Source organism: Bradyrhizobium erythrophlei (genome assembly GCF_900142985.1).
Taxonomy (GTDB): Bacteria; Pseudomonadota; Alphaproteobacteria; order Rhizobiales; family Xanthobacteraceae; genus Bradyrhizobium; species Bradyrhizobium erythrophlei_B.
Window position 1 is genome coordinate 336,451 of record NZ_LT670849.1, and the last position, 24,038, is coordinate 360,488.

General features: G+C 61.9%; 19 protein-coding genes. 10 read left to right on the forward strand and 9 right to left on the reverse strand.

Annotated features, from left to right (window positions below):
* Nucleotides 1-16: 16 nt before the first annotated feature.
* Entirely contained in the window at nt 17-1,129 is a 1,113-nt protein-coding gene (locus BUA38_RS01535) for a DUF2336 domain-containing protein (RefSeq protein ID WP_072816270.1), read from the forward strand.
* 5 nt (nt 1,130-1,134) lie between these two features.
* On the opposite strand, the gene BUA38_RS01540 is transcribed toward BUA38_RS01535, so the two are convergent.
* Together BUA38_RS01540 and BUA38_RS01545 are read right to left on the reverse strand one after the other, a co-directional pair.
* Nucleotides 1,135-1,773: an NrsF family protein gene (locus BUA38_RS01540; RefSeq protein ID WP_072816272.1), complete on the reverse strand. Its 639-nt coding sequence runs from the start codon at nt 1,771-1,773 to the stop codon at nt 1,135-1,137.
* Nucleotides 1,774-1,775: 2 nt separating this feature from the next.
* Nucleotides 1,776-2,321 carry a sigma-70 family RNA polymerase sigma factor gene (locus tag BUA38_RS01545; protein WP_072825734.1) on the reverse strand — a complete coding sequence of 182 codons (546 nt, stop codon included), beginning with the start codon at nt 2,319-2,321 and terminating at the stop codon, nt 1,776-1,778.
* A gap of 479 nt (nt 2,322-2,800) precedes the next feature.
* Here BUA38_RS01545 and BUA38_RS01550 point away from each other — a divergent pair, with 479 nt between their 5' ends.
* Nucleotides 2,801-3,466 carry a hypothetical protein gene (locus BUA38_RS01550; protein ID WP_072816274.1) on the forward strand — a complete coding sequence of 222 codons (666 nt, stop codon included), beginning with the start codon at nt 2,801-2,803 and terminating at the stop codon, nt 3,464-3,466.
* 142 nt (nt 3,467-3,608) lie between these two features.
* Complete coding sequence (locus tag BUA38_RS01555; protein WP_072816276.1) at nt 3,609-4,388, forward strand: enoyl-CoA hydratase; 780 nt, start codon at nt 3,609-3,611, stop codon at nt 4,386-4,388.
* Between the two features lie 36 nt (nt 4,389-4,424).
* On the opposite strand, the gene BUA38_RS01560 is transcribed toward BUA38_RS01555, so the two are convergent.
* A complete protein-coding gene (locus BUA38_RS01560; protein ID WP_072816278.1) occupies nt 4,425-6,278 on the reverse strand; it encodes an acetyl-CoA hydrolase/transferase C-terminal domain-containing protein in 1,854 nt (617 codons plus the stop codon).
* A 184-nt stretch (nt 6,279-6,462) separates the two neighbouring features.
* Between BUA38_RS01560 and BUA38_RS01565 the strand changes: the two genes are divergently transcribed.
* From BUA38_RS01565 to BUA38_RS01580, 4 genes are all read left to right on the forward strand, one after another.
* A complete protein-coding gene (locus BUA38_RS01565; RefSeq protein ID WP_072816280.1) occupies nt 6,463-7,083 on the forward strand; it encodes a glutathione S-transferase family protein in 621 nt (206 codons plus the stop codon).
* Between the two features lie 106 nt (nt 7,084-7,189).
* A complete protein-coding gene (locus tag BUA38_RS01570; RefSeq protein ID WP_083587395.1) occupies nt 7,190-9,136 on the forward strand; it encodes an alpha/beta hydrolase domain-containing protein in 1,947 nt (648 codons plus the stop codon).
* Between the two features lie 75 nt (nt 9,137-9,211).
* Nucleotides 9,212-10,531 (forward strand): MFS transporter, encoded by a 1,320-nt coding sequence (locus tag BUA38_RS01575; RefSeq protein WP_072816282.1) that lies wholly within the window; start codon nt 9,212-9,214, stop codon nt 10,529-10,531.
* Nucleotides 10,532-10,567: 36 nt separating this feature from the next.
* Nucleotides 10,568-11,533, forward strand: a complete 966-nt coding sequence (locus tag BUA38_RS01580; RefSeq protein ID WP_072816284.1) for an amidohydrolase family protein — start codon at nt 10,568-10,570, stop codon at nt 11,531-11,533.
* 22 nt (nt 11,534-11,555) lie between these two features.
* On the opposite strand, the gene BUA38_RS01585 is transcribed toward BUA38_RS01580, so the two are convergent.
* Nucleotides 11,556-12,950 carry a CoA transferase gene (locus tag BUA38_RS01585; RefSeq protein ID WP_072816286.1) on the reverse strand — a complete coding sequence of 465 codons (1,395 nt, stop codon included), beginning with the start codon at nt 12,948-12,950 and terminating at the stop codon, nt 11,556-11,558.
* A 55-nt stretch (nt 12,951-13,005) separates the two neighbouring features.
* On the opposite strand from BUA38_RS01585, the gene BUA38_RS01590 reads away from it, so the two are divergent.
* Entirely contained in the window at nt 13,006-13,296 is a 291-nt protein-coding gene (locus tag BUA38_RS01590) for a hypothetical protein (protein ID WP_072816289.1), read from the forward strand.
* 730 nt (nt 13,297-14,026) lie between these two features.
* On the opposite strand, the gene BUA38_RS01595 is transcribed toward BUA38_RS01590, so the two are convergent.
* Together BUA38_RS01595 and BUA38_RS01600 are read right to left on the reverse strand one after the other, a co-directional pair.
* A complete protein-coding gene (locus BUA38_RS01595) occupies nt 14,027-14,755 on the reverse strand; it encodes a sulfite exporter TauE/SafE family protein (RefSeq protein ID WP_072816292.1) in 729 nt (242 codons plus the stop codon).
* Nucleotides 14,756-14,802: 47 nt separating this feature from the next.
* On the reverse strand, nt 14,803-14,991 hold the full coding sequence (locus BUA38_RS01600; protein ID WP_156898350.1) for a hypothetical protein: 189 nt from the start codon (nt 14,989-14,991) through the stop codon (nt 14,803-14,805).
* A 510-nt stretch (nt 14,992-15,501) separates the two neighbouring features.
* Between BUA38_RS01600 and BUA38_RS01605 the strand changes: the two genes are divergently transcribed.
* Nucleotides 15,502-17,052, forward strand: a complete 1,551-nt coding sequence (locus BUA38_RS01605) for a winged helix-turn-helix domain-containing tetratricopeptide repeat protein (RefSeq protein ID WP_072816297.1) — start codon at nt 15,502-15,504, stop codon at nt 17,050-17,052.
* 284 nt (nt 17,053-17,336) lie between these two features.
* The gene (locus BUA38_RS01610) at nt 17,337-18,131 is read left to right on the forward strand and encodes an adenylate/guanylate cyclase domain-containing protein (RefSeq protein WP_072816299.1); all 795 of its coding nucleotides are present in this window, start codon (nt 17,337-17,339) and stop codon (nt 18,129-18,131) included.
* A 56-nt stretch (nt 18,132-18,187) separates the two neighbouring features.
* On the opposite strand, the gene BUA38_RS01615 is transcribed toward BUA38_RS01610, so the two are convergent.
* Genes BUA38_RS01615 through BUA38_RS01625 form a run of 3 tightly spaced genes read right to left on the reverse strand, consistent with a single transcriptional unit; the run spans nt 18,188 to nt 23,971 of the window.
* Entirely contained in the window at nt 18,188-21,652 is a 3,465-nt protein-coding gene (locus BUA38_RS01615) for an error-prone DNA polymerase (RefSeq protein WP_072816301.1), read from the reverse strand.
* Nucleotides 21,652-23,256: a Y-family DNA polymerase gene (locus BUA38_RS01620; protein ID WP_425304960.1), complete on the reverse strand. Its 1,605-nt coding sequence runs from the start codon at nt 23,254-23,256 to the stop codon at nt 21,652-21,654. Before BUA38_RS01620 ends, BUA38_RS01615 begins: the two co-directional genes overlap by 1 nt.
* The gene (locus BUA38_RS01625) at nt 23,162-23,971 is read right to left on the reverse strand and encodes an ImuA family protein (protein WP_072825736.1); all 810 of its coding nucleotides are present in this window, start codon (nt 23,969-23,971) and stop codon (nt 23,162-23,164) included. The genes BUA38_RS01620 and BUA38_RS01625 overlap by 95 nt, the downstream gene beginning before the upstream one ends.
* Nucleotides 23,972-24,038: the final 67 nt, after the last annotated feature.

Here is a 24,038-nt window from a genome sequence, read left to right on the forward strand (position 1 = left end):
ACTCCAGGATAGAGTCATGAGTTCGAAACTGCTTCCCACTTCCGACGGCCTGCTCGACGAATTGCAGGCGACACTGGCACACGGAACCGTTGCCCGCCGGGTCGAAACGTTGCGAAAGGTGACCGATCTCTTCATCAGCGGCGTGGTCGAGTTTTCCGACGACCAGATCGCGCTGTTTGACGACGTGTTCCAATGCCTGATGCATCACATCGAGACCTCCGCGAGGGCGCTGTTGTCGAATCGACTTGCGCCAGTCGATCGCGCCCCGCCGCTGACCGTCCGCGCGCTGGCGTTCGACGATCTGATCGAGGTTGCGGCCCCCGTTTTATCGCAGTCGGAGCGGCTCGACGACCAGACCTTGATCGAAACCGCACGCAACAAGAGCCAGGCGCACTTGATGGCGATTTCGACTCGCAAGACGCTCAGCGGCGCCGTCACCGACGTGCTGGTTCAGCGCGGCAATGACGAAGTGGTTCAAAGCGTTGTCGGCAATCCCGGCGCCGAATTCTCGGAACGCGGTTTTGCCCGACTGGTCAACCGTGCCGAAGGCAATGACAGCCTCGCTACCTGCATCGGCCTGCGTCCGAACATTCCACGGCACGTCTACCTGAAACTGCTGGCCAAGGCGTCGGCGACAGTGCGGACGAAGCTGGAAGCCGCCAATCAGCCGATCGCGCAGGAAGTGTCTAGCGCCGTGCGGGAAGCAACGCGACTGGCACGTTCTGCACCGACGGCCATGACCCAGGAAACCGCGATCGCGCACGCGCTGGTCAAGTCGCTATACGAAGACGGACGGCTCGACGAATACCAGGTCGCGGCTTTCGCGGAAGCCGGCAAATTCGACGAAGCCAATGCCGCGGTCGCAGCCCTTGCCAACGTGTCGATCACGATCGCCGAGAACATGATGGTGGAAACCCGCGCCGAGGGCGTCATGATTCTCGCCAAGATTTCCGGCATGTCCTGGTCGACCGTCAGATCGATCATCAGGATGCGCGACGCGCTCGCCGGCAAGGAGCCGTCCGATCTCGAAACCTGCAAGGCCACCTACGAGCGGCTTCGTCCCTCGACCGCGCAGCAGGTGCTTCGCTTCCATCGCATGCAGCAGACGGCGACGCCGCCGGCGGCGTGACGGTTCTAGAACCTGAGCACTTTCGCACCGATAAGTGCGCCGACCGCTGTCACGACAGCAGTCGCGATCGGATACCAGGTCGCTACGAACAGCGGCGAGTCGTCGGTGCAGTGCGAGGCGTAGAGGGTCGCCGCCAGTCCCGCCGAGATCAGCCCCGCCATCGCGCCGGCCAGCGCGGGGCGTGCCGGCGCGCCGTGGCGCAGCCCGACGAGCGCACCCGCCAGAAGCGGCAATGACAATAGCGGGATCGAGGTCATGCAAACCCGCGAATTACTGCCGACCAGTCGCGTCATCATCGGCAGCCGCTGCGGCATCATCATTTCGCTGGCTATGCCGGCGGCGATGATTCCGGCCGGAATCAGCAGCAGCCATCCCCAACCCTTAACGGAGGCCTCGGGTCGCGAAAGATGCAGGCCAACCACAATGGCGGAGATCGCCAGCGCCAGCGTGATCACGAATTTCAGATCGAAGAACGGGTTGCGCATCGCCGTCATGACGTCCGGCCGAACACCGAGCGCCATCATGAACATGATGAGCGAAACCGGCGCTGCAGCCAGCAACGCCAGCGCCAGTACGGATCCGACCGGCCGCATGCGATAGGGATTGTCGGCGGCGAGCGTTCGAATGAGCTGTTCGGTTTCCATTTTCAGTGCTCCCGCAGCTTGGCGGTGAGACCAGAGAGCGCGCGATGTAACGCGACCCGCACGGCTCCTTCGCTCATCGAGAACTTCGCCGCAGTATCCTTGATCGAAGCGCTTTCCACTGCAATCGACTGCAAGACGTCGCGCTGGCGCGGCGGCAACGTCTGCAACAGGCCTGCGATTTCACCGGCCGACGCCGTCTCGGCCGACGGCTGGTCTGGAATGGTCTCGGCAAAGTCGTCGATATTGACGAAGACCCTCCGGCCGCGCCGCCTGAGCGCGTCAATCAGCTTGTTGCGGGCGATGGCGAACAGCCACGGCGCGAACGGTGCGTTCACGTCCCAGGTATGCCGCTTCAGATGCACCGCTAGCAAAATATCCTGCACGACGTCCTCGGATTGATCGACCGGCTGACCGGCCCGCGCGAGCCCTCGGCGCGCCCCGGCCCTCAATACCGGCGTGACCGCCTTGAGCAGACGATGATACGCGGCGCTGTCGCCTGAAATGGCCAGCCGCATCAGGCCAGTCCACTCGTCTTTACCTTCGCGCACGCGCGCTCCCACACGTCATTTCGGCCGGGTTTTCAAATTGTTACGCCGCAAGACGCCAATCACGAGTTCGTGATGTAATTGGCGCAAGCGGAAATCGCGCCCGCCGGAATTGGCACCCGGGAGGCTCATAACACCGATCGCCCGCGCTAGTGGAGTGGATTTGACATTCGCTACACGCCTAGCCGCGAGTTCCAAAAGCGAATGTCAAATCCAAAACTCCACTAGAAACATATATTTCATAGTGGTCCTTTGATTCTAACATTCGCGAGAGTGCCCGCTGAGAAGAGAAGCGTATGTTAGAATCGGACCACTGGCACGTATCTGATGAATCACGGCAAATTTGGCCACCGGTGCTGGCATCGCGAGCGCCACGCCCCGGATTGGCCCGGACTCGTCAGAAGATTCCCTTTTTCTGCCCCGCTGTGGACACGCCGAGCGGTCTTTTTCCACCCGGGGCTGGCAACTAGGGGAGATTGCCGATGATCAGCACAGCCAGCGGGCGCTCGGCTTTCATTGTCGCCGCCGGACTCGTGGTCTTGCTTGCAAACCCGGTCACGGCCGCCACCGACGCCGACGATTCGGCGCCGGATTCGAAGGCCACCGCCGTCACCCATCGAACCATCAGGCACGCCTGGCATCATCGCAGACATTATGTGCATCTCAGATCCCATACGATCGCGGCGAAGGCCGACGACCAGGAAGCCGACAAGAAGGCGCCGGATGCTACGACCGCGCCCGCTGACAACAGGGCTTCATCGAATATCCCGCCGTCGATTGCCAATGCCAATGCGCAGATGCTGCTGGCCGGCGTGCAATTCAGCGCCGCAGCGGTCATTCCATCGGGCACCGACGTTCCGCCGACGGCATCCGACAACGCGCGCACTGCGACTGCCGACGGCGGAGCCTTCATGGTTGCCGCGGACCAGCTCAACGATGTCGACAAGACGCTGCAAGAAGGCGGCTCGGCGACGGCCGCGACCGCGAGTCCATCCGCGGCACCCGCCGATACGCCGCCCGCTACCGCCGCCGTCACAATGACGGGCGAGAGCTCGACCTGGGACCAGACCTCCCTGATCGGAAAAATCTTCATCGGCTTCGGGGCGCTGCTCACGGCGGCGTCGGCCGCGCGGATGTTCCTCGGCTGATGCCGGCAATCTGACGGCGGCGTGCCTCGGATCGCTGGCCGGACCACCTCGTTCGACCAGCGATTATTCGAAATGACGCCCACTTGAAGCCCACCGGGTCAACAGGCACATTTGCGAGCAAATGTGAGACCCGGAGTGCCCCATGAAAGCGTTCGAACACATCATCGTCGAAACCAGAGGCAAGGTTGGCGTGATCACGCTCAATCGGCCGAAGATGCTCAACGCGCTGTCGTTCGGCGTCTTCGGCGAGATTGCCACCGCCGTCGACGATCTCGAGGCAAACGACAGCATCGGCTGCATTGTCCTGACCGGCAACGAGAAGGCCTTTGCAGCCGGCGCAGACATCAAGGAGATGCAGCCGAAAGGCTTCATCGAGATGTTTTCGAACGACTTCATCGCGATCCGCGGCGACCGCGTTGCCACCTGCCGCAAGCCGACGGTTGCGGCCGTCAGCGGCTATGCGCTCGGCGGCGGCTGCGAGCTTGCCATGATGTGCGACATCATCATCGCTTCCGACACCGCGAAATTTGGCCAACCTGAAATCACGCTCGGCACGATACCCGGTATCGGCGGCACGCAACGGCTGACGCGCGCGATCGGCAAATCCAAGGCGATGGATCTCTGTCTCACCGGGCGGATGATGGATGCGGCGGAAGCCGAACGCTCCGGGCTCGTCAGCCGCATCGTTCCGTCAGACAAGCTGATGAGCGAAGTGATGACGATCGCGGAAAAGATCGCCGAGATGTCGCTTCCCGCGGCGGAAATGGCCAAACGCGCCATCAACCGCGCGTTCGAAACCCCGCTTTCCGAAGGCCTCCAGGTCGAGCGTGACCTCTTTCGATCGACCTTTGCACTGGAGGATCGCCTCGAGGGCATGGCGGCTTTCATCGAAAAGCGGAAGCCCGCCAACAAGAACAGGTAGCGATCGCTCAGCAAAACTGGCGGCTCATTCGCCTCGTCACGTCCCTTGGGTCTGCGCCAGGGCCGCAATCACCAGCGCCCGATAGAGCCGCTCCTGCCAGGTCGACGGCTTGTCCAGCCCCAGGCGCGTCAGGCATTGAGCTTCGGCTGACTGAAGCCGTTGCCGCCATCCCTGCCATATCAGCGCGGGCAAACGCTGTGGCGTGCGCTGCACCTCCTGCAGGAATTGCAAGGCCGGGATCAGGCACTGCTCGACATCGGTGAAATCGCTGCCGAACGGAAACGACGGAAGCAATCCGGCCTGGCGCGCCGGCCGCAGCGCCTCCGCAATCCGCTCCGGATAGTTTTCGCGGTAAGCGCCGGCGATCTCAAAACCCGCAGGCAGTTTGCCGGCGTCCTTTGCCTGACGGGCAAGTTCGTCCTGAAAGCGCGAATCCGTCACCTGCAACATCGCCGCGATCACCTCGGCATCGGATTTTCCGCGAAGATCGGCAACGCCGTATTCGGTAACGATGATATCACGCAGGTGGCGCGGAATGGTTTCGTGACCATAGCTCCAGCGAATATTGGATTGCGGCCTTGAGCCGGCTTGCCGCGCCGCCTCGACCGTCAGGATCGAGCGCGCACCCGATAACGCAAAGGCCTGCGCCACAAAATTATATTGTCCGCCGACGCCGCTCACCACCTGGCCATTCTCAAGGCCATCGGAAATCACGGCCCCCATCAAGGTCGCCATCATCGCATTGTTGACGAAGCGCGCATCGACGCGGGCGCGGCGTTTGGTATCCTCGTCGCCATAGAGTTCGTTGGTGAAGGACACCGGCACCATCTGAATTCGCGCGATCTGTTCCTCCGTCATGTCACACAAAGCGCGATAGAAGGATTTCGGCCCCAGGAAGAACGCGCCGTGCAGGAGAACGCCGTCGACTTCGCGCTTGATGATGCCGGCATCGATCAAGCCGATGAACGCTTCGAACAGCATTTCGCTGACGCCGTAGAGGCCCTTTTTGAAAGGCGCGGTTTCGAATGGCGCGCCAGCAGGCGTGAGCCGCTTCATGGTCGTTTCGAATTGTGCGCCATCGCGATGACGCAGGATCAGGCCTTGCGCAAGCGCATCGCCGACCTGACCGATACCGATCTGCAAGGTGCCGCCGTCGCGCACAAGACCTGCCGCGTGAAGGCCGATCGCGTATTTGGTGTCGGTAACGGGCTCGGACGGCGGCGCAAACAGCGGGAAATCCGTTTCGGGGCTCTCCAGCACCGCGCTGAACTCTTCTCCCGAGAGATCACCCGCGCCCGGCATGAACGGCAGTTCGGAATTGACCTGCCCGACCAGCTTGAAGGACGCGCGGCCCTCGGCGCGCGCGCGGAGCACATCGAGCGTCGTATCGGTATTGCAGCTCAGGCTGTAGCGGCCGACGCCATCGACCACGCGCTTGGCCACCAGTTGCGTCACGACGTTGAGACCACGCGCCAGCAGATAGGAGGCCGCGTGGGTGTAATTCGCCGAGATATAGTGTTGCTGCGCGAACGGGACGTGCAACCACCTCCCGGCCAGGAAAAAGAACTCGATCACCTCGACGTTGGGCGGCAATTCGTTGGCCCGCAGCGCATCGGCGTAAGCGAGATCGGGATATCCCCCGAACAGCCGGTCGATGACGGGAGAGATAAAGCGCCGCTCGAGCAGGTTGGATGGTCGGGGCTTCTCCAGCGTCAGCGCTGAAAAGAAAGTGAGATGGATCGAACGGTCGGCGACCGCCCGCGCATAGAGCGCGTTGACGATGTGGTTGGCTTTGCCGAGGCCGAGCGGCAGGCCGACCACGAGATGGGTCCCGACATCGCGAACGATGTCCTCGGCGATGGCCTCAGGGCTGGCGAACAGCTTTGGCATTCATCTTCCCTCGAACCGTCCCAAATCCGATCGGTGGCCTTAAGGCTTCCCGCCTGCGGCATAGTCAGATGCGATAGCAGGCTTTCCCTGTCGGTGTCGCTGCGATAACAGTCTTGTCAACGGAAACGCGTTTGTCCGGGAGAAACGGTGACGAGCGCCGACGTTTTTCATAAGGGAGGTCACGATGATGAAGCTCTACTACGCGACGGGCACCTGCGCACTGGCCTCTTACATCGCGCTTGAAGAGGCCGGCGCCGAATATTCAACCGTCAAGATCAGCTTCGCAACCAATGAGCAGCGCTCGCCGGAATATCTCGCCATTAATCCCAAGGGCCGGGTCCCCACGCTGGTCACCGACCGAGGCATCCTGACCGAGACGCCGGCGATGCTGGCGTTCATCGCCCAAAGCTTCCCGAAAGCAAAACTGGCGCCGATCGACGATCCCTTTGCCTTCGCCGAAGTGCAGGCCTTCAACAGCTATTTGTGCTCGACCGTGCACATCAATCATGCTCATCGCCCGCGCGGCAGCCGCTGGGCCGACGATCCCGCGGCACTCGATGCGATGAAGAAAAAGGTGCCGGAAACCATGGCAGCCAGCTTCGACCTGATCGAAAGCAAGATGATGAAGGGTCCGTGGGTGATGGGCGACAGCTATACGGTCTGCGACCCTTATCTGTTCACGCTCGCAGGCTGGCTGGAAGGCGATAGCGTCGATATCGCCCGCTTTCCGAAGATCAAGGCGCACCGCCATCACATGGCCGAGCGGCCGGCGGTCAGCAAGGTGCTCGCAGCCCAAAAGGGCTGATGTCCGGCCACACTAGCTTGGGCCCCTTCCCGGCCGAGATTTATCCCGATAGTGTGGCGCCCAAAGTCGGCGGAGCATAACGCCGGAAAACCGGGAGAGAAGTGCCATGGGACAGTTGCGGCGTGCGATCGTCCTGATCGCAGCGGCCATTATTTTCCTCAGTCCCTCTGCCGCCAAAGTCGTCAAATTCGAGATTCTGAAGGTTGAATCTCCTGCGTTCGAAGGACGGACCTTCGGCGCGGTCGGCACTTACGACCGGATTCTGGCGCGCGCGACCATCGCGGTGACGCCCGACGACATCCACAACAAGGTCATCGTCGACATTGAGCGTGCGCCCCGCAACGCGCAAGGCCAGGTCGAGGCAATGACCGACGTGGAAATCCTGCGACCGACGGTCGCGGCCAATGGTAACCGGACGCTGTTCTACGAGGTGCTCAACCGCGGCAGCAAGCTCGGCTTTGCCCTGTTCAACGACGTCCCTGCGGTGACCAACGATCTCGTCAAGGCAACCGACGCCGGCAACGGCTTCCTGATGAATCGCGGCTTCACGGTGGTGTGGAGCGGCTGGCAGGGCGACATCGTTCCGGGTGGCGGCCGCATGACCTTCTTGCCACCGACGGTCGCCGGCGTGACGGGGCTCGCGCGGGAAGATTTCATCTTCGACCACAGCGATAATCCGGCGAGCGGCACGCTGAGTTATCCGGCGGCCGACCTCGATCCGTCCCACGTAAAAATAAGCGTGCGTGAGCGCGAGGCCGATACGCGTACAATGCCCGCGGGCCTTGCGGTCACCTTCGAGAGCCCGACCAAAATCTCGGTCAAGCGGCCGGATGGTTTTGACGCCGGCGCGATCTACGAATTCATCTACACCGCCAAAGACCCGAAGGTGATGGGCCTCGGCTTTGCGGCCACGCGCGACGTCGTCTCGTTCCTTCGCAACGAAGCCGCCGACGCGTCGGGCACCGCCAATCCCGTCGCTGGCCGCATTGACCGCGCGATCGGCTTTGGCCTCTCTCAGAGTGGCCGTTACCTGCACGACTATCTCTATCTCGGCTTCAATGCCGACGAGGCCGGCCGCACCGTATTCGAAGGGCTGATGCCGCATATTTCGGGCGGCAAGAAGACCTTCACCAATTATCGCTTCAGCCAACCCGGCCGCTCGCCTTACGAGCATGCCGACATGCTCTACCCGGGCGCGGACTTTCCGTTCACCTACCCCGTGCTGACGGACAACGTCACCGGAAAGAGCGACGGCTTTCTCGCCCGCTGTCTTGCCGCAGGCAACTGTCCGAAGATCATCAAGACCGACAGCGAACTTGAATTCTACCAGCAGCGTGCATCGCTCGTGACAACGGATACCAGGGGCGATCCCATCACCATGCCTGACAACATCCGGCTGTTCCTGCTGTCGAACCTGCAACACTATTCGCTCGCACAGGACAAATCGCAGATGGTCAAGGTTTGCGCCAACCCGACCAATCCGCTCAACGCCGGCCCGCCGGTGCGCGCGTTGCTGATTGCCATGGGCGAGTGGATCAACAAGGGCACGTTGCCGCCGGACAGCCGTTATCCGAGCCGGGCCAATGAGACGCTGGTGCCGCCTTCGGCCGACAAGGTCGGCTTTCCGCAAATCCCTGGCTTCAGCTATCCGAGCCGGATCGCGCAACCGACCTTGCTCAAGTCCGAGGACATGCCGCCGTCGAAGGGCGCGGCCTATCCGGTGTTCGTTCCCAAGACCGACGCCGACGGGCGCGACATCGCCGGCGTTCACTTGCCGACACTGGAGGCGCCCGCCGCAACCCACACCGGATGGAATTTGCGCAAAGCTGGCTTCGGCGAAGGCGAGCTGTGCGACAACAATGGCACCATGATTCCGTTCGCGGCAACGAAAGAAGAGCGGCTGAAAAACAACGACCCGCGCCTGTCGATGGCGGAGCGTTATCCGGGCGAAGGCGACCGGGCAGCGGCTATTGCGAAAGCCACGCAGCAACTGGTGCGCGACCGGCTTGTGCTGGAAGAAGATGCCGGACTGTTTATCGCCAGATCCAATTAGCTCCTTCACAAGCGCGACACCGACGGGTTAGGAACGTCCCCGGTCAAAAGACCGAGTAAGAGTGGGAGGAATTTCATGGCGACCGCGGAAGCGACGCAGACGATCGAGCGCCGGACCATCGCAAAAGTTTCCTGGCGGCTGTTGCCTCTGGTCGCCGTCGCCTACTGCATCGCCTATATCGATCGCAGCAACATTTCCGTTGCGGCACTCACCATGAACAAGGATCTCGGTTTCAGCGCCTATCTTTACGGCTGGGGCGCCGGAATCTTTTTCTTCGGCTACTTCCTGTTCGAAGTCCCAAGCAATCTCATCCTCGAAAAAATCGGCGCACGCATCTGGATCGCGCGGATCATGATCACCTGGGGCATCATCTCCGGCCTCACCGCTTTGGTGACGGGACCAACCAGCTTTCTGATCATCCGATTTTTGCTGGGAGCGGCGGAGGCCGGATTCTTTCCGGGCATGATCCTCTATCTCACCTACTGGTTTCCGGCGCAGTACCGTGGCCGGGTCATCTCGACGCTGTTCATCGCGCAGCCGGTCGCCAACGCGATTGCTTCGAGCGGGTCCGCCGCCATCCTCGGAATGGACGGCGTGCTCGGCCTCAGAGGCTGGCAGTGGATTTTTATCATCGAGGCCATCCCGGCCGTCGTGCTCGGCCTTTTCATCCTGCGCATCATGACGGATCGGCCGGCACGCGCCGCCTGGCTTGCCGATGATGAGAGAAATTGGCTGCAAACGCGGCTCGACAACGAAACCCGCGCGATCGAACGCGACGGCCATATGACGTGGACAAAGGCCTTGAGCGATCCGCGTGTCCTGGCGCTGTCGGTGATCTATCTCGGCAGCGTCACCGCAAACTACGGCATCGTTTTCTTCATGCCGCAAATCGTCAAGGGACTGGGTCTCTCCGATATGATGACGGGCTTCGTTTCGTCCGGACCCTACATCGTCGGCACGATCGGCCTGCTCGCCTGGGGCTGGTCGTCCGACCGCAACAAGGAGCGTCGCTGGCACTTGATCACGGCCTCGACGCTCGGCGCGGCGGGCCTCGCTTTTGCGGCGTGGTCTGGCGCGTCCTACTGGGCGCTGCTCGGCATGTCGATGGCCACCGCCGGAATCTACGGCTCGCGCGCGGCCTTCTGGCCGATGCCTTCGCTCTTTCTCACAGGAACCGCGGCAGCGGGCGCGATCGCCATGATCAATGCCATCGGCAATCTCGGCGGTTATATCGGCCCCTTTGTGGTTGGATGGATCAAGGATTCCACGCAAAGCTTCCAGGCCGGACTCTATTTCCTCGCCGCATGTTCGCTGATGGCGGCCGTCGTCACCTTCTTTGCCGCACGCGCAGCAGGCGCACCTGCTGCCGTGCCGAGCCCAAGCGCCGCCGAATAGTTCTACAAGAAGCCTAACAATAAGGGAGACGAACTTATGCTCAATCGACGAGACCTTCTGCTTGCATCCGTTGCCGCCGGCGTCGCGATGCAAAACCGGGGCGCGTTCGCCAAGGCGGCGCAGCCTTCGACAAAGGTGAATTTCGAAATTCCGCCTCACGCCTGCGACTGCCATACCCACATTCACTTGCCTGAAAAGTACCCGTTCTGGGACGGGCGCGTGTACACGCCTGAGCCGGCCTCGCCGGAAGAAATGGCGGCGCTGCACAAGTCGCTCGGCATCGAGCGCGTCGTGATCGTGACGCCGAGCGTCTACGGCACCGACAACCGCGCCACGCTCGAAGGCATCAAATTCCGCGGCGATACCGCACGCGGCGTCGCCGTGATCGACGACAAGACGTCGGAAGCCGATCTCGATGCGATGGGCAAGGCCGGCATCAAAGGCATCCGCGTCAACCTTGCGACCAGCGGCGTCAACGATCCCTCGATCGGGCGCAAGCGCCTTGAGGCTGCGATCGAGCGCGTGAAGGGGCGCGGCTGGCATGTCCAGTGCTACACCAACCTGGCGCTGCTGACGAACATCAAGGATGTGCTGGCGTCGTCGCCCGTTCCGATCGTGTTCGACCATTTCGGCGGTGCGGATGCCGACAAGGGTCTCGAACAGCCAGGCTGGGCCGAACTCGTCGAAGCCGTGAAAAGCGGTAAGGTCTACGTGAAGATCTCTGGCGCTTACCGGCTGTCGAACAAGGGACCGGACTATCCGGACTCGGTGCCGTTTGCGAAGGCGCTGATCGCCGCCAACCCGGATCGCCTGGTCTGGGGCTCGGATTGGCCGCATCCGGATTCGGTGACGCCACCGGGCAAGAAACCGACCGACCTGAATCCGTTGCTTCAGATCGAAGACGGCCGCGTCCTCAACCTCCTCGCGGAATGGACGCCCGATGCCGCGACCCGGAAGAAGATCCTGGTCGACAACCCGGCACGGCTTTACGGCTTTTCGTGATGTGACCACGATGGCCGGCGCCTCACCGCGCCGGCCATCGCGGCGGGTGACTGCCAAGCGGCATCGCCGGCCGCGACCAGAATGCCGGCGTCCGCGACAGTTGCGCGGCGTGGCGGATCGCCTGAAGCGATCCGAAGCCGGACGGCACCTGCTCCACAAAGGGCGGAACCGCTTCGCCTTTCAAATCCTCGGTCTTGAGGCCTTCAGCGATACGCCCCAGATCCCATAACCATCGTCCGGTTTGCGCCAGCGACACGCGAACGTGCCAGCTGCCGCCCTCCTGCGACTGGCGCGCCTTCGCCATCATGGCGCCGAACGCCATCAGATAGCCGGTGGCGTGATCGAGAATTTGCGCCGGCAATTCTTTCGGCCCGTCGACGCCGGCCGCTTGTCCCTCGGCATGATTGAAACCCGTCGAGGTCTGCACCAGCGAGTCAAAACCGCGGCGGCTCGACCATGGTCCGACATGGCCGTAAGCTGACAGCGAGACATAGACGATGCCAGGATTGATCGCTGCCGCCTCTTCCGGCGAGAAGCCGAGATCGGCGAGCGCCTGCGGGCGATAACCTTGCGAAAAGATATCGGCCTCTGCGAGCAGCGCTTTCATCTGGTTACGACCCTCCTCGCGCTTGAGATCGAGAAAGGTCGAGAGTTTGCCGCGGCCGGTGTCGATGGTGAGCCACGGAATCGCCGGGAGTTCGGGGCTAGACACCAGCATCACGTCGGCGCCGTGGGCGGCGAGCGTGCGCCCCGCGACGGGGCCAGCGATCACGCGCGACAAATCGAGCACGCGCAAACCCGCAAGCGGGCGATCGCCGGCGGGCCATGGCTTTAGCGCGGCCTCTCCGATTTTCTCGAATGTAATGACCGGCAAGGCGGCCAGTGCCCTGGCCTGCGGTGTCGCCGACCATTCATCGTACGACCGCATCATGGAGACCACGCCACCGGCCTCATAGGCGGCAGTCTCGAATGCTTCGGCGTCCCAGGCCATCAACGCCGCCTGGACCTCGTCGCGTTCGGCCTTGCACTTCAGGACACTGCACACGGCATCGCGATGATGCGGAAAATTGGTATGCAGACGAACGAAGCGCTGGCCGCGCGTCTTGTAGACGCCGGCGATCGCATCCCAGGCCGGCGGCGGTGGCGTATCGTCGAGGCGCAAGTAACGCTCGCTGCGGCATTCGACGACGGCGTGACGCATATCGACTGCGATGTCCTGTCCCTGCCCGCTCCGCAATTTCCAGAGTTGCGCCGCCGCAAGCGCCGCCGCCGCAATGCTCGTTTGGGCGGCAGCCGCGACACGAAAGGACGATGGCAGTTGCGGCTCCTCGCCTGTCAGCGTGACGGCATCGAGCGCGGCAGGCTCTCCTCCGGCCAGAGCCCAAAGACGGCTAAGGATTTGTTTCGGGCTTTGCATGTCCGTTGCTCTTCCTTAAACCTCACTGCTCTGCCTTAACCTGGAAGGAACCGCAATGGCCGCGATCGATCCGCTGACTGCCGGGGGCGTCTTGCTTGCAACTGCCTTGACCGATGCGGTCTATGTCATGTTCACGTCGGCTGTGGTGGCGCGAAAGCGCGTGCCCGCGGCGACCTGGAGTAGCATCTGGTATCTGCTCTCGTCCTATGCCGTGATCTCCTATACGGAGAACTGGGTCTATGTCGCGTTTGCGGCAATCGGCTCATGGCTCGGCGCATTTGTATCGATCACCTTTCTGCATCGGCCACCCGGCGGCCCGCCGGTCGGCGCAGCACCGGAGATCTAGACACGCCCGCGTCATCTCGCGACGCGGTTCGCGTCCGAGCTGGCAACGATATTTCTCCCTCGCGAAAAATAGAGGGCGCAGGGAAAGCCGGGCGCCGGTCGCACCCGCCGATGTCCTGGTTCTGACATTCGTATCGTATTGCAGCGATAGCTTTTGCGAATGTCAGAACCGAAGGGACATCGGCAGATATTAATTTTCTAGTGCGGTTTCGGATTTGACATTCGCATGAAGAACTCGCGGCCACACTGATGCGAATGTCAAATCCACCGCACTAGCCTTGCGTATAGAAATAGAAAACACGCAAGTTAGTCACCACAGGTCCGCCGGCATACCCGGCCTTCCCTGCGCAATGGTTTTAACGGTTTGCTTCGTGCTCTCTCCGGAGACCGGGCTTTGTTGCCTCCGTCATCGGCGAAATATCTTCCGCCGATTTAGCACCAGCGTCGGGGCGCCAAGACCACACGACTTCGCCGTCCGCTTTCGCGCCGTTCGTCCTTCGGCCGCGAAAACGTCCACCGCATCCCGCCCAACGTTCGTGACGATGGCCAACGCCCCTCTTCTCAAGCGAGACGGGCGAAGCTGTAAAAGTGATTTGCCCGTCGGCTTAAGCGAAATATTTTCGCCAAAAGGACTGGACAGGCGTGGCGTGCCAATCACTGATTTGCCCGTCGGGCAAATCAGTAACGTCGAAAGGCGATATGTGCCGGAGAATGGCTGACATTGACCGGCGTCACAAGGCCAGCAGCAGTCCAGAAAATAGCAACATGGTGAGAATGATCCGCCGGAACGACGCTTCATTGACACAGCGGAAAGCGAAAATCCCTAGCGCAGCGCCGGCGAGCAGCGCCGGAATACTGGTGACAAACTCAACCAAGACCTTCGAAGACAAATCATTTTGCAACAGCATCAGCACGAGCGAGAAAATCTGCATGGCGGCAATGAAAGGCTGAACCAGCCCGCGCTGCTCGGTCTTGGGAACCCCATGAATATCGCACCAGATGGTCGGGACTGCGCCCGGCATGGCCGTTAACCCGCCGACAAAGCCGCCGCCGAAGCCGATTAATGCACTGCGTCCCACATTCATCTGCAGGCGATGAGAAAGCACCGGCCGGAACAACATGTAGGCCGCATAGCAGGCGATGGCGAGACCAAAGCTCTCTCTGAAGATCCGCGCGTCGGCAGCTTGCAGCAACCACACGGCGATCGGAACGCCAAGCAATCCGCCCACGACCAGTACCGAGCTCTGCTTCCAGCGGATGCTTTTTCTCAACGCCCAAAGATTCGTGGCTTGTACGGTGATGCTGCACGCCATCATCAGCGGGACCGCCTCCAATGGCGGGAGAACGTGAAGGAGAATCGCGCCGGCCACCGCCGAAAAGGCAAAGCCTGCGAGGCCCGAGACGAAGGCGCCGCAAAACACGGCGATACTGAGCAGGCAAAACGACGAGATGTCGCCCATGAGCTACCTTTCCCGGCCGGCAAGATCCTGGAATAACGACTTGGGGATCAGTCCCCGGATAACAGTCCGGGCGGCTCGGGCACTGCCCCGGCATCGCTTCGTGTAGCGGAGACCAGGATCGTGATTGCGAGGATGTGCAAAACGACGAAGCAGACGGCGATCGCTGCGAGCCACGCATTCTCGCCCGGTGCCGAAATCTGGAGTTTGCGTTCGGACGACTTTTCACTGAGCGACATTGCCATGTCCTCCAGCATTTGACTGAGCGTGAAGCTGGTGCCACCTGTTGTCGATCAGGTGACGGTACCGTTGAAGGGCGCGCTCTGCCTGTAGCCGTCGCGAATGGTGCAGCGCTCGAAGGAGACGCCAGAGCAGGCCTTTTTGCCGGATCACCTTTCGAGAAGGACTTTCGGGGGCGACAATCGAAAATACTGCCTCACTCACGGTTGGAGCCCTGCGATCAAACGACGGCACGGAGAATGCCGCGATCGACTGAAACATCTTGTGAAGCAATAACCCGTAGAACACACGCGTGAGACGCTGTGTCTTATCTTCCCTGCGCATGACACGAACACCTTGTGTGAGTGGCTGGATGCGGTCGGGAGTATCGAACGGGACGCCGCGCCTCGCTTTAACGCGGGCTTAATTTGTCCTTATCGTTTCCTTGATTATTGAACGGTGCGTCCTTGATTTCGGGCTCGCCTGCCGCTTGAATATCGACCTCGCCCGCCCCCATCGAAGGCCTTGATTTGCTGTACTTCTTTGACGATTTCGCTCTCGACACCAGCCAGCGGGAGCTGCGCCGTGACGGATCGGCAATTCCGCTGCAACCCCAGGTCTTCGACCTCCTCGAATATCTGATCCGGCACCGCGACCGGGTGGCGACCAAGGACGACCTGATCAGCGCAATCTGGGGCGGGCGGATCGTCTCGGAGTCATCGCTCACCACCCGAATCAACGCGGCCCGCACAGCCATTGGCGATTCCGGCGACGAACAACGCCTGATCAAGACCGTACCGCGCAAGGGCATCCGCTTTATCGGCACGGTGCGAGAGGAAGGGCCCGCTGCGGGCGAGACGATCCAGATCTCACCACAACCCGCGCGTCGTCTGTCTATCGTCGTGTTGCCGTTCGCGAATCTCAGCGGCGATCCCGAGCAGGACTATTTCGCCGATGGGGTCACAGAGAGTCTGACCACGGATCTTTCGCGCATCAGCGGCTCGTTCGTGATTGCACGCAACACCGCGTTTACCTTCAAGGGGAAAGGCGTTGGCCCCGAGAGGCTCGGAAGAGAGCTGAACGTTCGCTATGTTCTCGAAGGTTCGGTGCAGCGTGGCGGCAACCGGCTACGGGTCAATGTGCAGTTAATCGACGCCGAAACCGGCAATCATCTTTGGGCTGAGCGCTTCGACAAACCCGTCGCCGATCTCTTCGACATGCAGGACGAAATCGTCGCCAGGCTCGCCAATGCGCTGAATGCCCAGCTCATCGAGGCCGAGGCGCGGCGCGCGGAGCGTTCGCACAACCCGGATGCCATGGACTTGTACTTCCAGGGCATGAACTGGTGGAACAAGGGAATGACGCCCGAGCATATGGCTCAGGCAAAGGCGTATTTCGAGCGCGCCCTGAAGCTCGATCCAGGACAAGTCGAGTCGCTGGTCGCTATCGCGGCCGTGGATTCCTCGATCGGGGCGAATTTCATGGTCGATGACCGCGACGCGCTCCTTGCGGCAGCCGAGGCAACGGTCACCAAGGCTCTCTCCATGTCTCCGCGGCACGCCCGCGGACACCTCGTGCTGGGCTCCGTGCTCAACGTAACGAAGCGAGCGGCGCAAGGCGTTCGGGAATGCGAGCTGTCGCTGGCGCTGGATCAAAACTCCGCCGACGCCCACGGCCTCATCGGTCTCGCGAAGATTTTTCTCGGCCGTGGCGCGGAAACCGAGGCCCATATCCAGGAAGCGTTCCGGTTGTCTCCCCGCGATATCTTCGCCTTCCGCTGGCTGCATTATGTCGGCATGGCCAGGCAAACGCTCGGCGACGATGCCGGGGCGGTTGCATGGCTGCGGCGGTCGCTTGAGGCCAACCGGAATTATCCGCTTGCGCATTTCCAGCTTGCCGCAGCGCTTGCGCAGATCGGTTCGCTGGAGGAAGCGCGGGCCGCGGTACGAGCCGGGCTTGCGCTCAATCCGGCTTTCACCCTTCGTCGCACGCGCGGCAGAATGAGCGACGATCCGACCTATCGGGCGGGAGCCAAGCGCATCTATGAAGGCATGCAAATCGCCGGAGTGCCGGAGAATTGAAAGCTGACGGTCGCCGTTTCCCCCGGGCCGGCGCGTCTAGCCCATCAAGGTCGGCGGCAACCACATCGCAATATCGGGAAAGGCGCAGATCAGAATAACGGCCACGATCATGATGGCCACGAAGGGCAACGTGCCCCACACGAGTTCAGGATAGGAAATGTTCGGGGCGATGTTGATCAGAGCCGTCTACAAGAACCTGCGGATGCAGGGGTGACCGGAGCCATTGGCAAATTTTCGATTGGGAGTACTGTTGCCCAAACGTTGTTTCGATCGGCCGCACGTTCATGCCCAAATTCCTTCGCATCGGAGTCCATCAGTCGAACGTTTCCGGATACACGTCAAAGGCGTGGTGTGTTCGACGGGTTGGCTCGACGGTTTTCCTGAAGTGGGGCGCCGTGGAAGTTCATGGCGTCGGGGATGGACGAAAGGCTTACTGGACGCTTCCACCGAGGGATAAGACAATTCGTTGCGGCACGGTGCAGCGTGCCAAGGACTATGCAAAAGCAGCGATCGCGCGGCGGCGCATCCATCGCTATGAACCGCTGGTCGGAAATATTGCGACCCGGCGCCGAACCGCCGATCGCGGCGCCGAACTCAAGCAAGCGCTCGCCACGATCCTGTTTGTCGACATCGTCCGGTCTACTGAAAAGGCGGCAAAGCTCGGCGATTTGCGCTGGACGCAGGTGATGAATCACTATTACGCCGCTGTCCGTAAGGAGCTGAAGACGTTGCGTGGAAAAGAAGTGGTGACGACCGGGGACGGACTGCTGGCGACGTTCGCCGCGCCGGCTGCCGGGGTCCGTTGCGCGACCGCAATCCATAAGGCAGTGCGCACGCTTGGGCTCGAGGTCAGGGTCGGGCTGCACGCGGGCGAATACAAGGTGAGCGGAGCGGAAGTGATCGGCCTCGCCTTCCATATCGGCGCGCGCGTCGCTGCGAAAGCCCGCGCCGGCGAAGTCCTGGTCTCGCGCGCGGTCAAGGATCTGATGTCGCAGTCGGGAATAGGCTTCAAGGATCGCGGCGTTCACCAGCTCAAAGGCGTGCCGGGGCGATGGCGCCTGTACCGGGTCGAGCATTAGGTGAACGCCGCGATGCGCTTTTCATGAGCGCGGCCCCTTCGGATCTGGATTATGCTTCAATGAAAATCCCGCGACGGCGGCAGGATGCGGACATTGCGGGGATGGCGGATTTTTTGCGCCGGATTGTCCGGATGCTCGCGCCGGTCGTCATTGAGCGGTTCGACCACGGTAGCACCGGCCGGCACCGCGTGTTTCCGGGGCGCGTCATTGGCGAGAGCGAGCAGATCACCGGAGCGGTCGAACAGTCTTTCGGCGACGAGATGCACGACCTTTTCCGGACTGCTTTGAATAGTGCCCTCGACCAGGATCAACCGGGATCCCATCACCTCCTTGCGGAAGCGCTCCATCACCTTGGGCCACACCACGATGTTGGCGATGCCGGTTTCATCCTCCAGCGTCATGAAGACCACGCCCTTGGCGCTGCCCGGACGCTGACGCACCAGCACCACGCCGGCGCAGCGGACATGTTGCCTGTCCCTGGCATCGGACACCGACGAACACGCGATCACGCCCTCGCGCGTAAACCTGGCGCGCAAGAACTCCATCGGATGGCCCTTCAGCGAGAGGCGAATGGTCTGATAGTCCGCGACCACATGCTCCGACAGCGGCATCGCCGGCAACGGCTTTGCCTGTTCATCCGGCTGCTCGCGGGCGGCAGCGGTCTCGAACAGCGGTAGAGGTACATCATCGGGCAGACGGCGCACCGCCCATAATGCCGCACGACGATCTAGCCCGATGGAACGAAACGCATCGGCATCCGCCAGCAGGACCAGCGCGCGCTTGGGCAACGCGGTGTCGCGGGCAAAGTCTTCCAGCGACGTAAAGGGACGGCGGTTGCGGGCGGCAACGATGCGGTCGGCCCAGTCGTCGGGCTCCTCCATACTGTCATTCCGGGGCGCGCCTCTTGGCGCGAGCCCGGAATCCATTAAGCCGCGTGTTCGCTCAACAATGGATTCTCTGATGCGCAACTGCGCATCAAAGTTCACGCTTCGCGTGCCCCGGAATGACGATTGGATATATTTCAGCCGCTCCTCATCCTCATCGACCCACTTGAAACCATCGATCTGACGGAAGCCGAGACGCACCGCGCAATAGTCACCGTCTTTTTCCTCGAGCGTGTTCTGGGCAACGCTGTGGGACACGTCGATCTCGCGCACCTTGACCTTGTTCTTGATGGCATCAGCGACAATCTGCGCCGGCGCATAAAAGCCCATCGGCTGCGAATTGAGCAGTCCGCAACAGAACGCATCGGGGTGAAAATGCTTCAGCCATGACGAGATATAGACAAGCTGCGCGAAGCTGGCGGCATGGCTTTCCGGAAAACCATACGAGCCAAAACCCTTGATCTGTTCAAAACAGTTCTTGGCGAATTGAGGATCGTAACCCCGCCGGATCATATTCCCGATCATCTTGTCTTCGAAATTGCCGATGGTGCCGACATTACGAAACGTCGCCATCGCACGGCGCAGACCATTGGCTTCCTCGGAAGTAAAGCCCGCAGCCTCGATCGCGATCCGCATCGCCTGCTCCTGAAACAGCGGCACGCCGAGCGTCTTGTGCAACACCTTGTACAGTTCATCAGGAGTGCCGTACTCCGGCGAAGGCGCCGGATAGTTTTCCTTCTCAATGCCGTTTCGCCGGCGCAAGTAAGGATGCACCATGTCGCCCTGGATCGGGCCGGGCCGCACGATCGCAACTTCGATGACAAGATCGTAAAAGGTGCGCGGCTTCAGGCGCGGCAGCATATTCATCTGGGCGCGGCTCTCGACCTGGAAGACGCCGAGCGATTCACCGCGGCACAGCATGTCGTAGACCAGCTTCTCGTCCTGAGGGATCGTCACCAGTTCCCAGCGCTTGCCTTTATGGTTTTCGATCAGGTCAAAGCATTTACGGATGCAGGTCAGCATGCCCAGCGCCAGCACATCGACCTTCATCATGTTCAGCGCGTCGACATCGTCCTTGTCCCATTCGATGAAGGTGCGGTCGTCCATGGCGGCGTTGCCGATCGGCACATAGGTATCGAGCCGGTCCTGGGTCAGCACGTAGCCGCCGACATGCTGCGACAGGTGGCGCGGGAATTCGATCAGCTCGGTGGCGAGTTCAACCGCAAGCTCCACCATCGGGTTTTTCGGATCGAAGCCCGCCTGCTTGACCTGCATCTCGTTGAGGCCCGAACCCCAGCTTCCCCACACCGTATCGGCAAGTGCTGCGGTCACATCCTCGGTCAATCCGAGCGCCTTGCCGACATCGCGGATCGCGCTGCGCGGCCGATAGTGAATGACGGTCGCGATGATGGCCGCACGATGCCGGCCATAGCGGCGATAGACATATTGCATCACCTCTTCGCGCCGCGAATGTTCGAAATCGACATCGATGTCGGGTGGCTCAAGGCGCTCCTTGGAAATGAAGCGCTCGAACAAGAGGTCGACCTTGGTCGGATCGACCGAGGTGATGCCGAGCACGTAGCATACGGCGGAGTTCGCCGCCGATCCCCGCCCCTGACAAAGAATGTTCTGACTGCGCGCATAATGCACGATGTCGTGCACGGTGAGAAAATAATGCGCGTATTTCAGCTCGGCGATGAGATCGAGCTCCTTGCGCAAGGTTGCGCGTAACGTGTCGTCGATATCGCCACCGAAATATTTTTGCACACCCGTTTGGGTCAGGTCTTCCAGATGCTGCTGCGCGGTCTTGCCCCGCGGCACCGGCTCGTCGGGATACTGGTATTTGAGCTGATCGAGCGAAAAGGTGATGCGGTCGGCAAACCGCATGGTCTCGGCAATCGCCTGCGGCACGTCGCGAAACAGCCGCACCATTTCTTCAGCAGGCTTGAGATGGCGTTCGGCATTAGCCTCGGCGCGCTTGCCGACCGCCTCGATGGTCGTCTTCTCGCGAATACAGGTGAGCACATCCTGCAAGCGGCGGCGCGATGGTTCGTGGTAGAGCACCTCATTGGTCGCGAGTAACGGCACACCGGCGCCATCGGCGACGCGCCGGAGCCGCGCCAGACGCCGCCGGTCGTCGCCACGGTAGAGCAGGCTTGCCGCCAACCATACGCCGTCGGCCTGGCTTGACCGCAACCGCTTCAGAATGTCGTGCGCCTTCGCCTCTTCGAAATGGTGCGGCAACGCCATCACCAGAAGCTGACCGTCGGCAAATTCCAGCAGATCATCGAATTTCAGGTGGCATTCGCCCTTGAGCGTGTCCTCGCCACGCTTGCCACGGGTGAGCAATTGACAGAGCCGGCCGTAAGCCGCGCGATCGCGCGGATAGACCAGGATGTCCGGCATGCCGTCGCTAAAGACGATCCGCGCTCCGATCAGGAGCCTCGGTCTGTGCTTGAGCTTGGAATTGTCGAGTTCCTTGAAAGCCCGCACGACGCCGGCCAACGTGTTGTGGTCAGCGATGCCGATCACAGGGAGATCAAGCTCTGCCGCCTGATGCACATAGGCCTGCGGATGCGAGCCGCCACGCAGGAACGAGAAGTTCGTCGTGATGCCGATTTCCGCATAACCAATCATCAGGCGAACAGCCCGTGCATGAACCAGTTCGGCAGTACCGCTTTGCCCTCCTGCTGTTCGATCTCTTCAAAAAGCCCGTCGCGATAGACCCAGAAGCGCAAACCCTCCTCGTCCTCGACGCGGAAGTAATCGCGCGTCAGCACCGCACTTCCCGCCCGCCACCACTCCATGGCGACGCGTTCGGGCCCCTCGACGCGAACCACGGCATGGGTGGCGCGGCGCCAGACGAACCGCGCCGGTGGACCATCCGGCACCTCGGCGATCACCTTGATTTGCTCCGGCCGCTCGAACAGCCGCAAGGGCCGCAGTGGCGGCTCGCCGGCGACACGCGCAGGCCAGGTGGATTGCGCAGCTTCCAGCAGATGATGCTGCGCCGGTGCTTTCAGCACGGCGCGCTCGGGAATGTGGGTGTCCTGCGGCAGGTGAACGACCACGCGCTTGCCGCCGATGCGCGCGGCAATGCGGTCGATCAGTGCCGAGACTTCATCCTGATCATGCACATGGGCGTCGAGATCGCGCTGCTCCTGCACCACGATTTCGGTGCGGCTCGCGGTCAGACGAATGAGATCGAATCCGAAGCCGGGATCGAGCGGATCGCTTAAAGCCTCCAGCCGCTCGCGGAACAGCCGGTCGATCACCTCGCCTCGCGTCACGGGCTGCCCGGTATCGACCGTGATGGTGCGGACCGCACCATCGGTGCGGAAGAAGCGCGCTTCCAGTTGACGCGCACCCTTGCCCTGCTTGCCCATCGCCGCGACCAGCGTCCCGGCCAACCCCGACAAGGTGGCGGAGATCACCGCTTCGGTCGCGACCGGCTCGGCAAAGCGCTTTTCCACGATGTAATCGGGCAGCGGCTTGCGCGGACTGATCGGCGCATCGCTATGTCCCAACGCCTGTTCCAACAGCGCCGTGAAACGAGCACCAAATCTCGCGGTGATTTCGTGCCGCCCCCGGTCGGCCACCTCGCCGATGGTTTTCAGGCCGGCGCGGCGCAAACCCGTCACCACGGCCATATCCGCCCCCAATGCCGATATCGGCAGCAACCGGACAGCTTCGGCCTCTTCGCCGTCGCGGACGATCCGGCCATGGACATGACGGGTCAGCGTCCGCGCGCAGACGGCCGTGCCCGCGATAGCGCCGCTGACCCTAAATCCCTGCGCGGTCAGGACACTGCACACGAGGTTCATCATCGCCGCCTCGCCGCCAAACAGATGCGCGCAGCCGCTGATGTCGAGAAAAAGACCGTGAGGCAGATCGAGCGCCACCAGCGGAGTGAAACGGTCACACCATTCGGCGATGGCGTTCAGCGCGTCGGCGTCCGCAACCTCATCGGCATCATGGACCTGCACGTCAGGACAGATGGCGCGGGCGTTCGCAAGCGGCAGGTCGACCGCGAGGCCCACATGCGTCGCCGCGTCGTTGAGCGCGGAAATCCGCAACATGTTGTTTTGCCTGGCAACGACAATGCTGAGCTCATCCAACTGTTCGAGCCGATTTGAAGCGTCGTCTTCACGCGACCCGATAACCGCTTCGCGCAAAAGCGTTTTTGCGCGCAGGCGCCTGATGCGGTCGGTGGGCAGGCGCGGCAGCCACAGGCTGAGAATACGTCGCCGGTTCTCCGAAAAGGCACTCATCGCTTTTCCATTCCATGATCCAGTGGCCGGTGGGGCCATGACGGTTGCGGACAAGCTGCGTCTCAAACAGAGGCGAGCCCCATGCACTCGATGGGGTCGAGCCCGGCGGCGAATGCGCCGCTCGCACGATCCATCGGGTCTCGGCGGTCGAGGCCCTCGGCTCTGCCGCCATCCGCAACATCAGGGCGGTTGCGCCTGAAGTCTGGGCGGCCAGTGTCAGCTTGCGGCTGGCGACGAGGTCGAGTTGCCGCGCCTCGCCCCAGACCTCCAGCACGACGGCGCCCACCGCATCGCAAGCCAACGCGTCTGCTGTCGCACGCAGCGCATGGTCGACGTCGGCCGCGTGGACGCTGACGAAAAGGCGCGGATCGAGGCCGAGTTCGGAAAGCCCGCTCATCGAGACGGCGCCAGTTTCCACTTCCGTGAAATCCTGCCGGATCCAGACCACGGGCCGCCGGCTAGCCACCCGCCCTGCCAATCCTGCGACAAAGCCGGTCGCCGCCGCGCTCTGCCGGCCTGCTTCCGCAAACACCTCGTGCATGGCGCCCACAGCGAGGCCGCCTTGCAGGTGGGCGTCGGCATCAGTGTGCCCGAGCGGGACCTTGCGCGACGAATACGCCGCGCCATGCGCCTCGATGCGCTCGATGCTGCCGCGCAAGGCGGCAACCTTTCCTGCTGCGCTCATCATGATGCGCCGCGCCCTTTTCGAAATCTGATGTCGCCGTTCTGATTTTGAGAGAACCAGAAGCTGG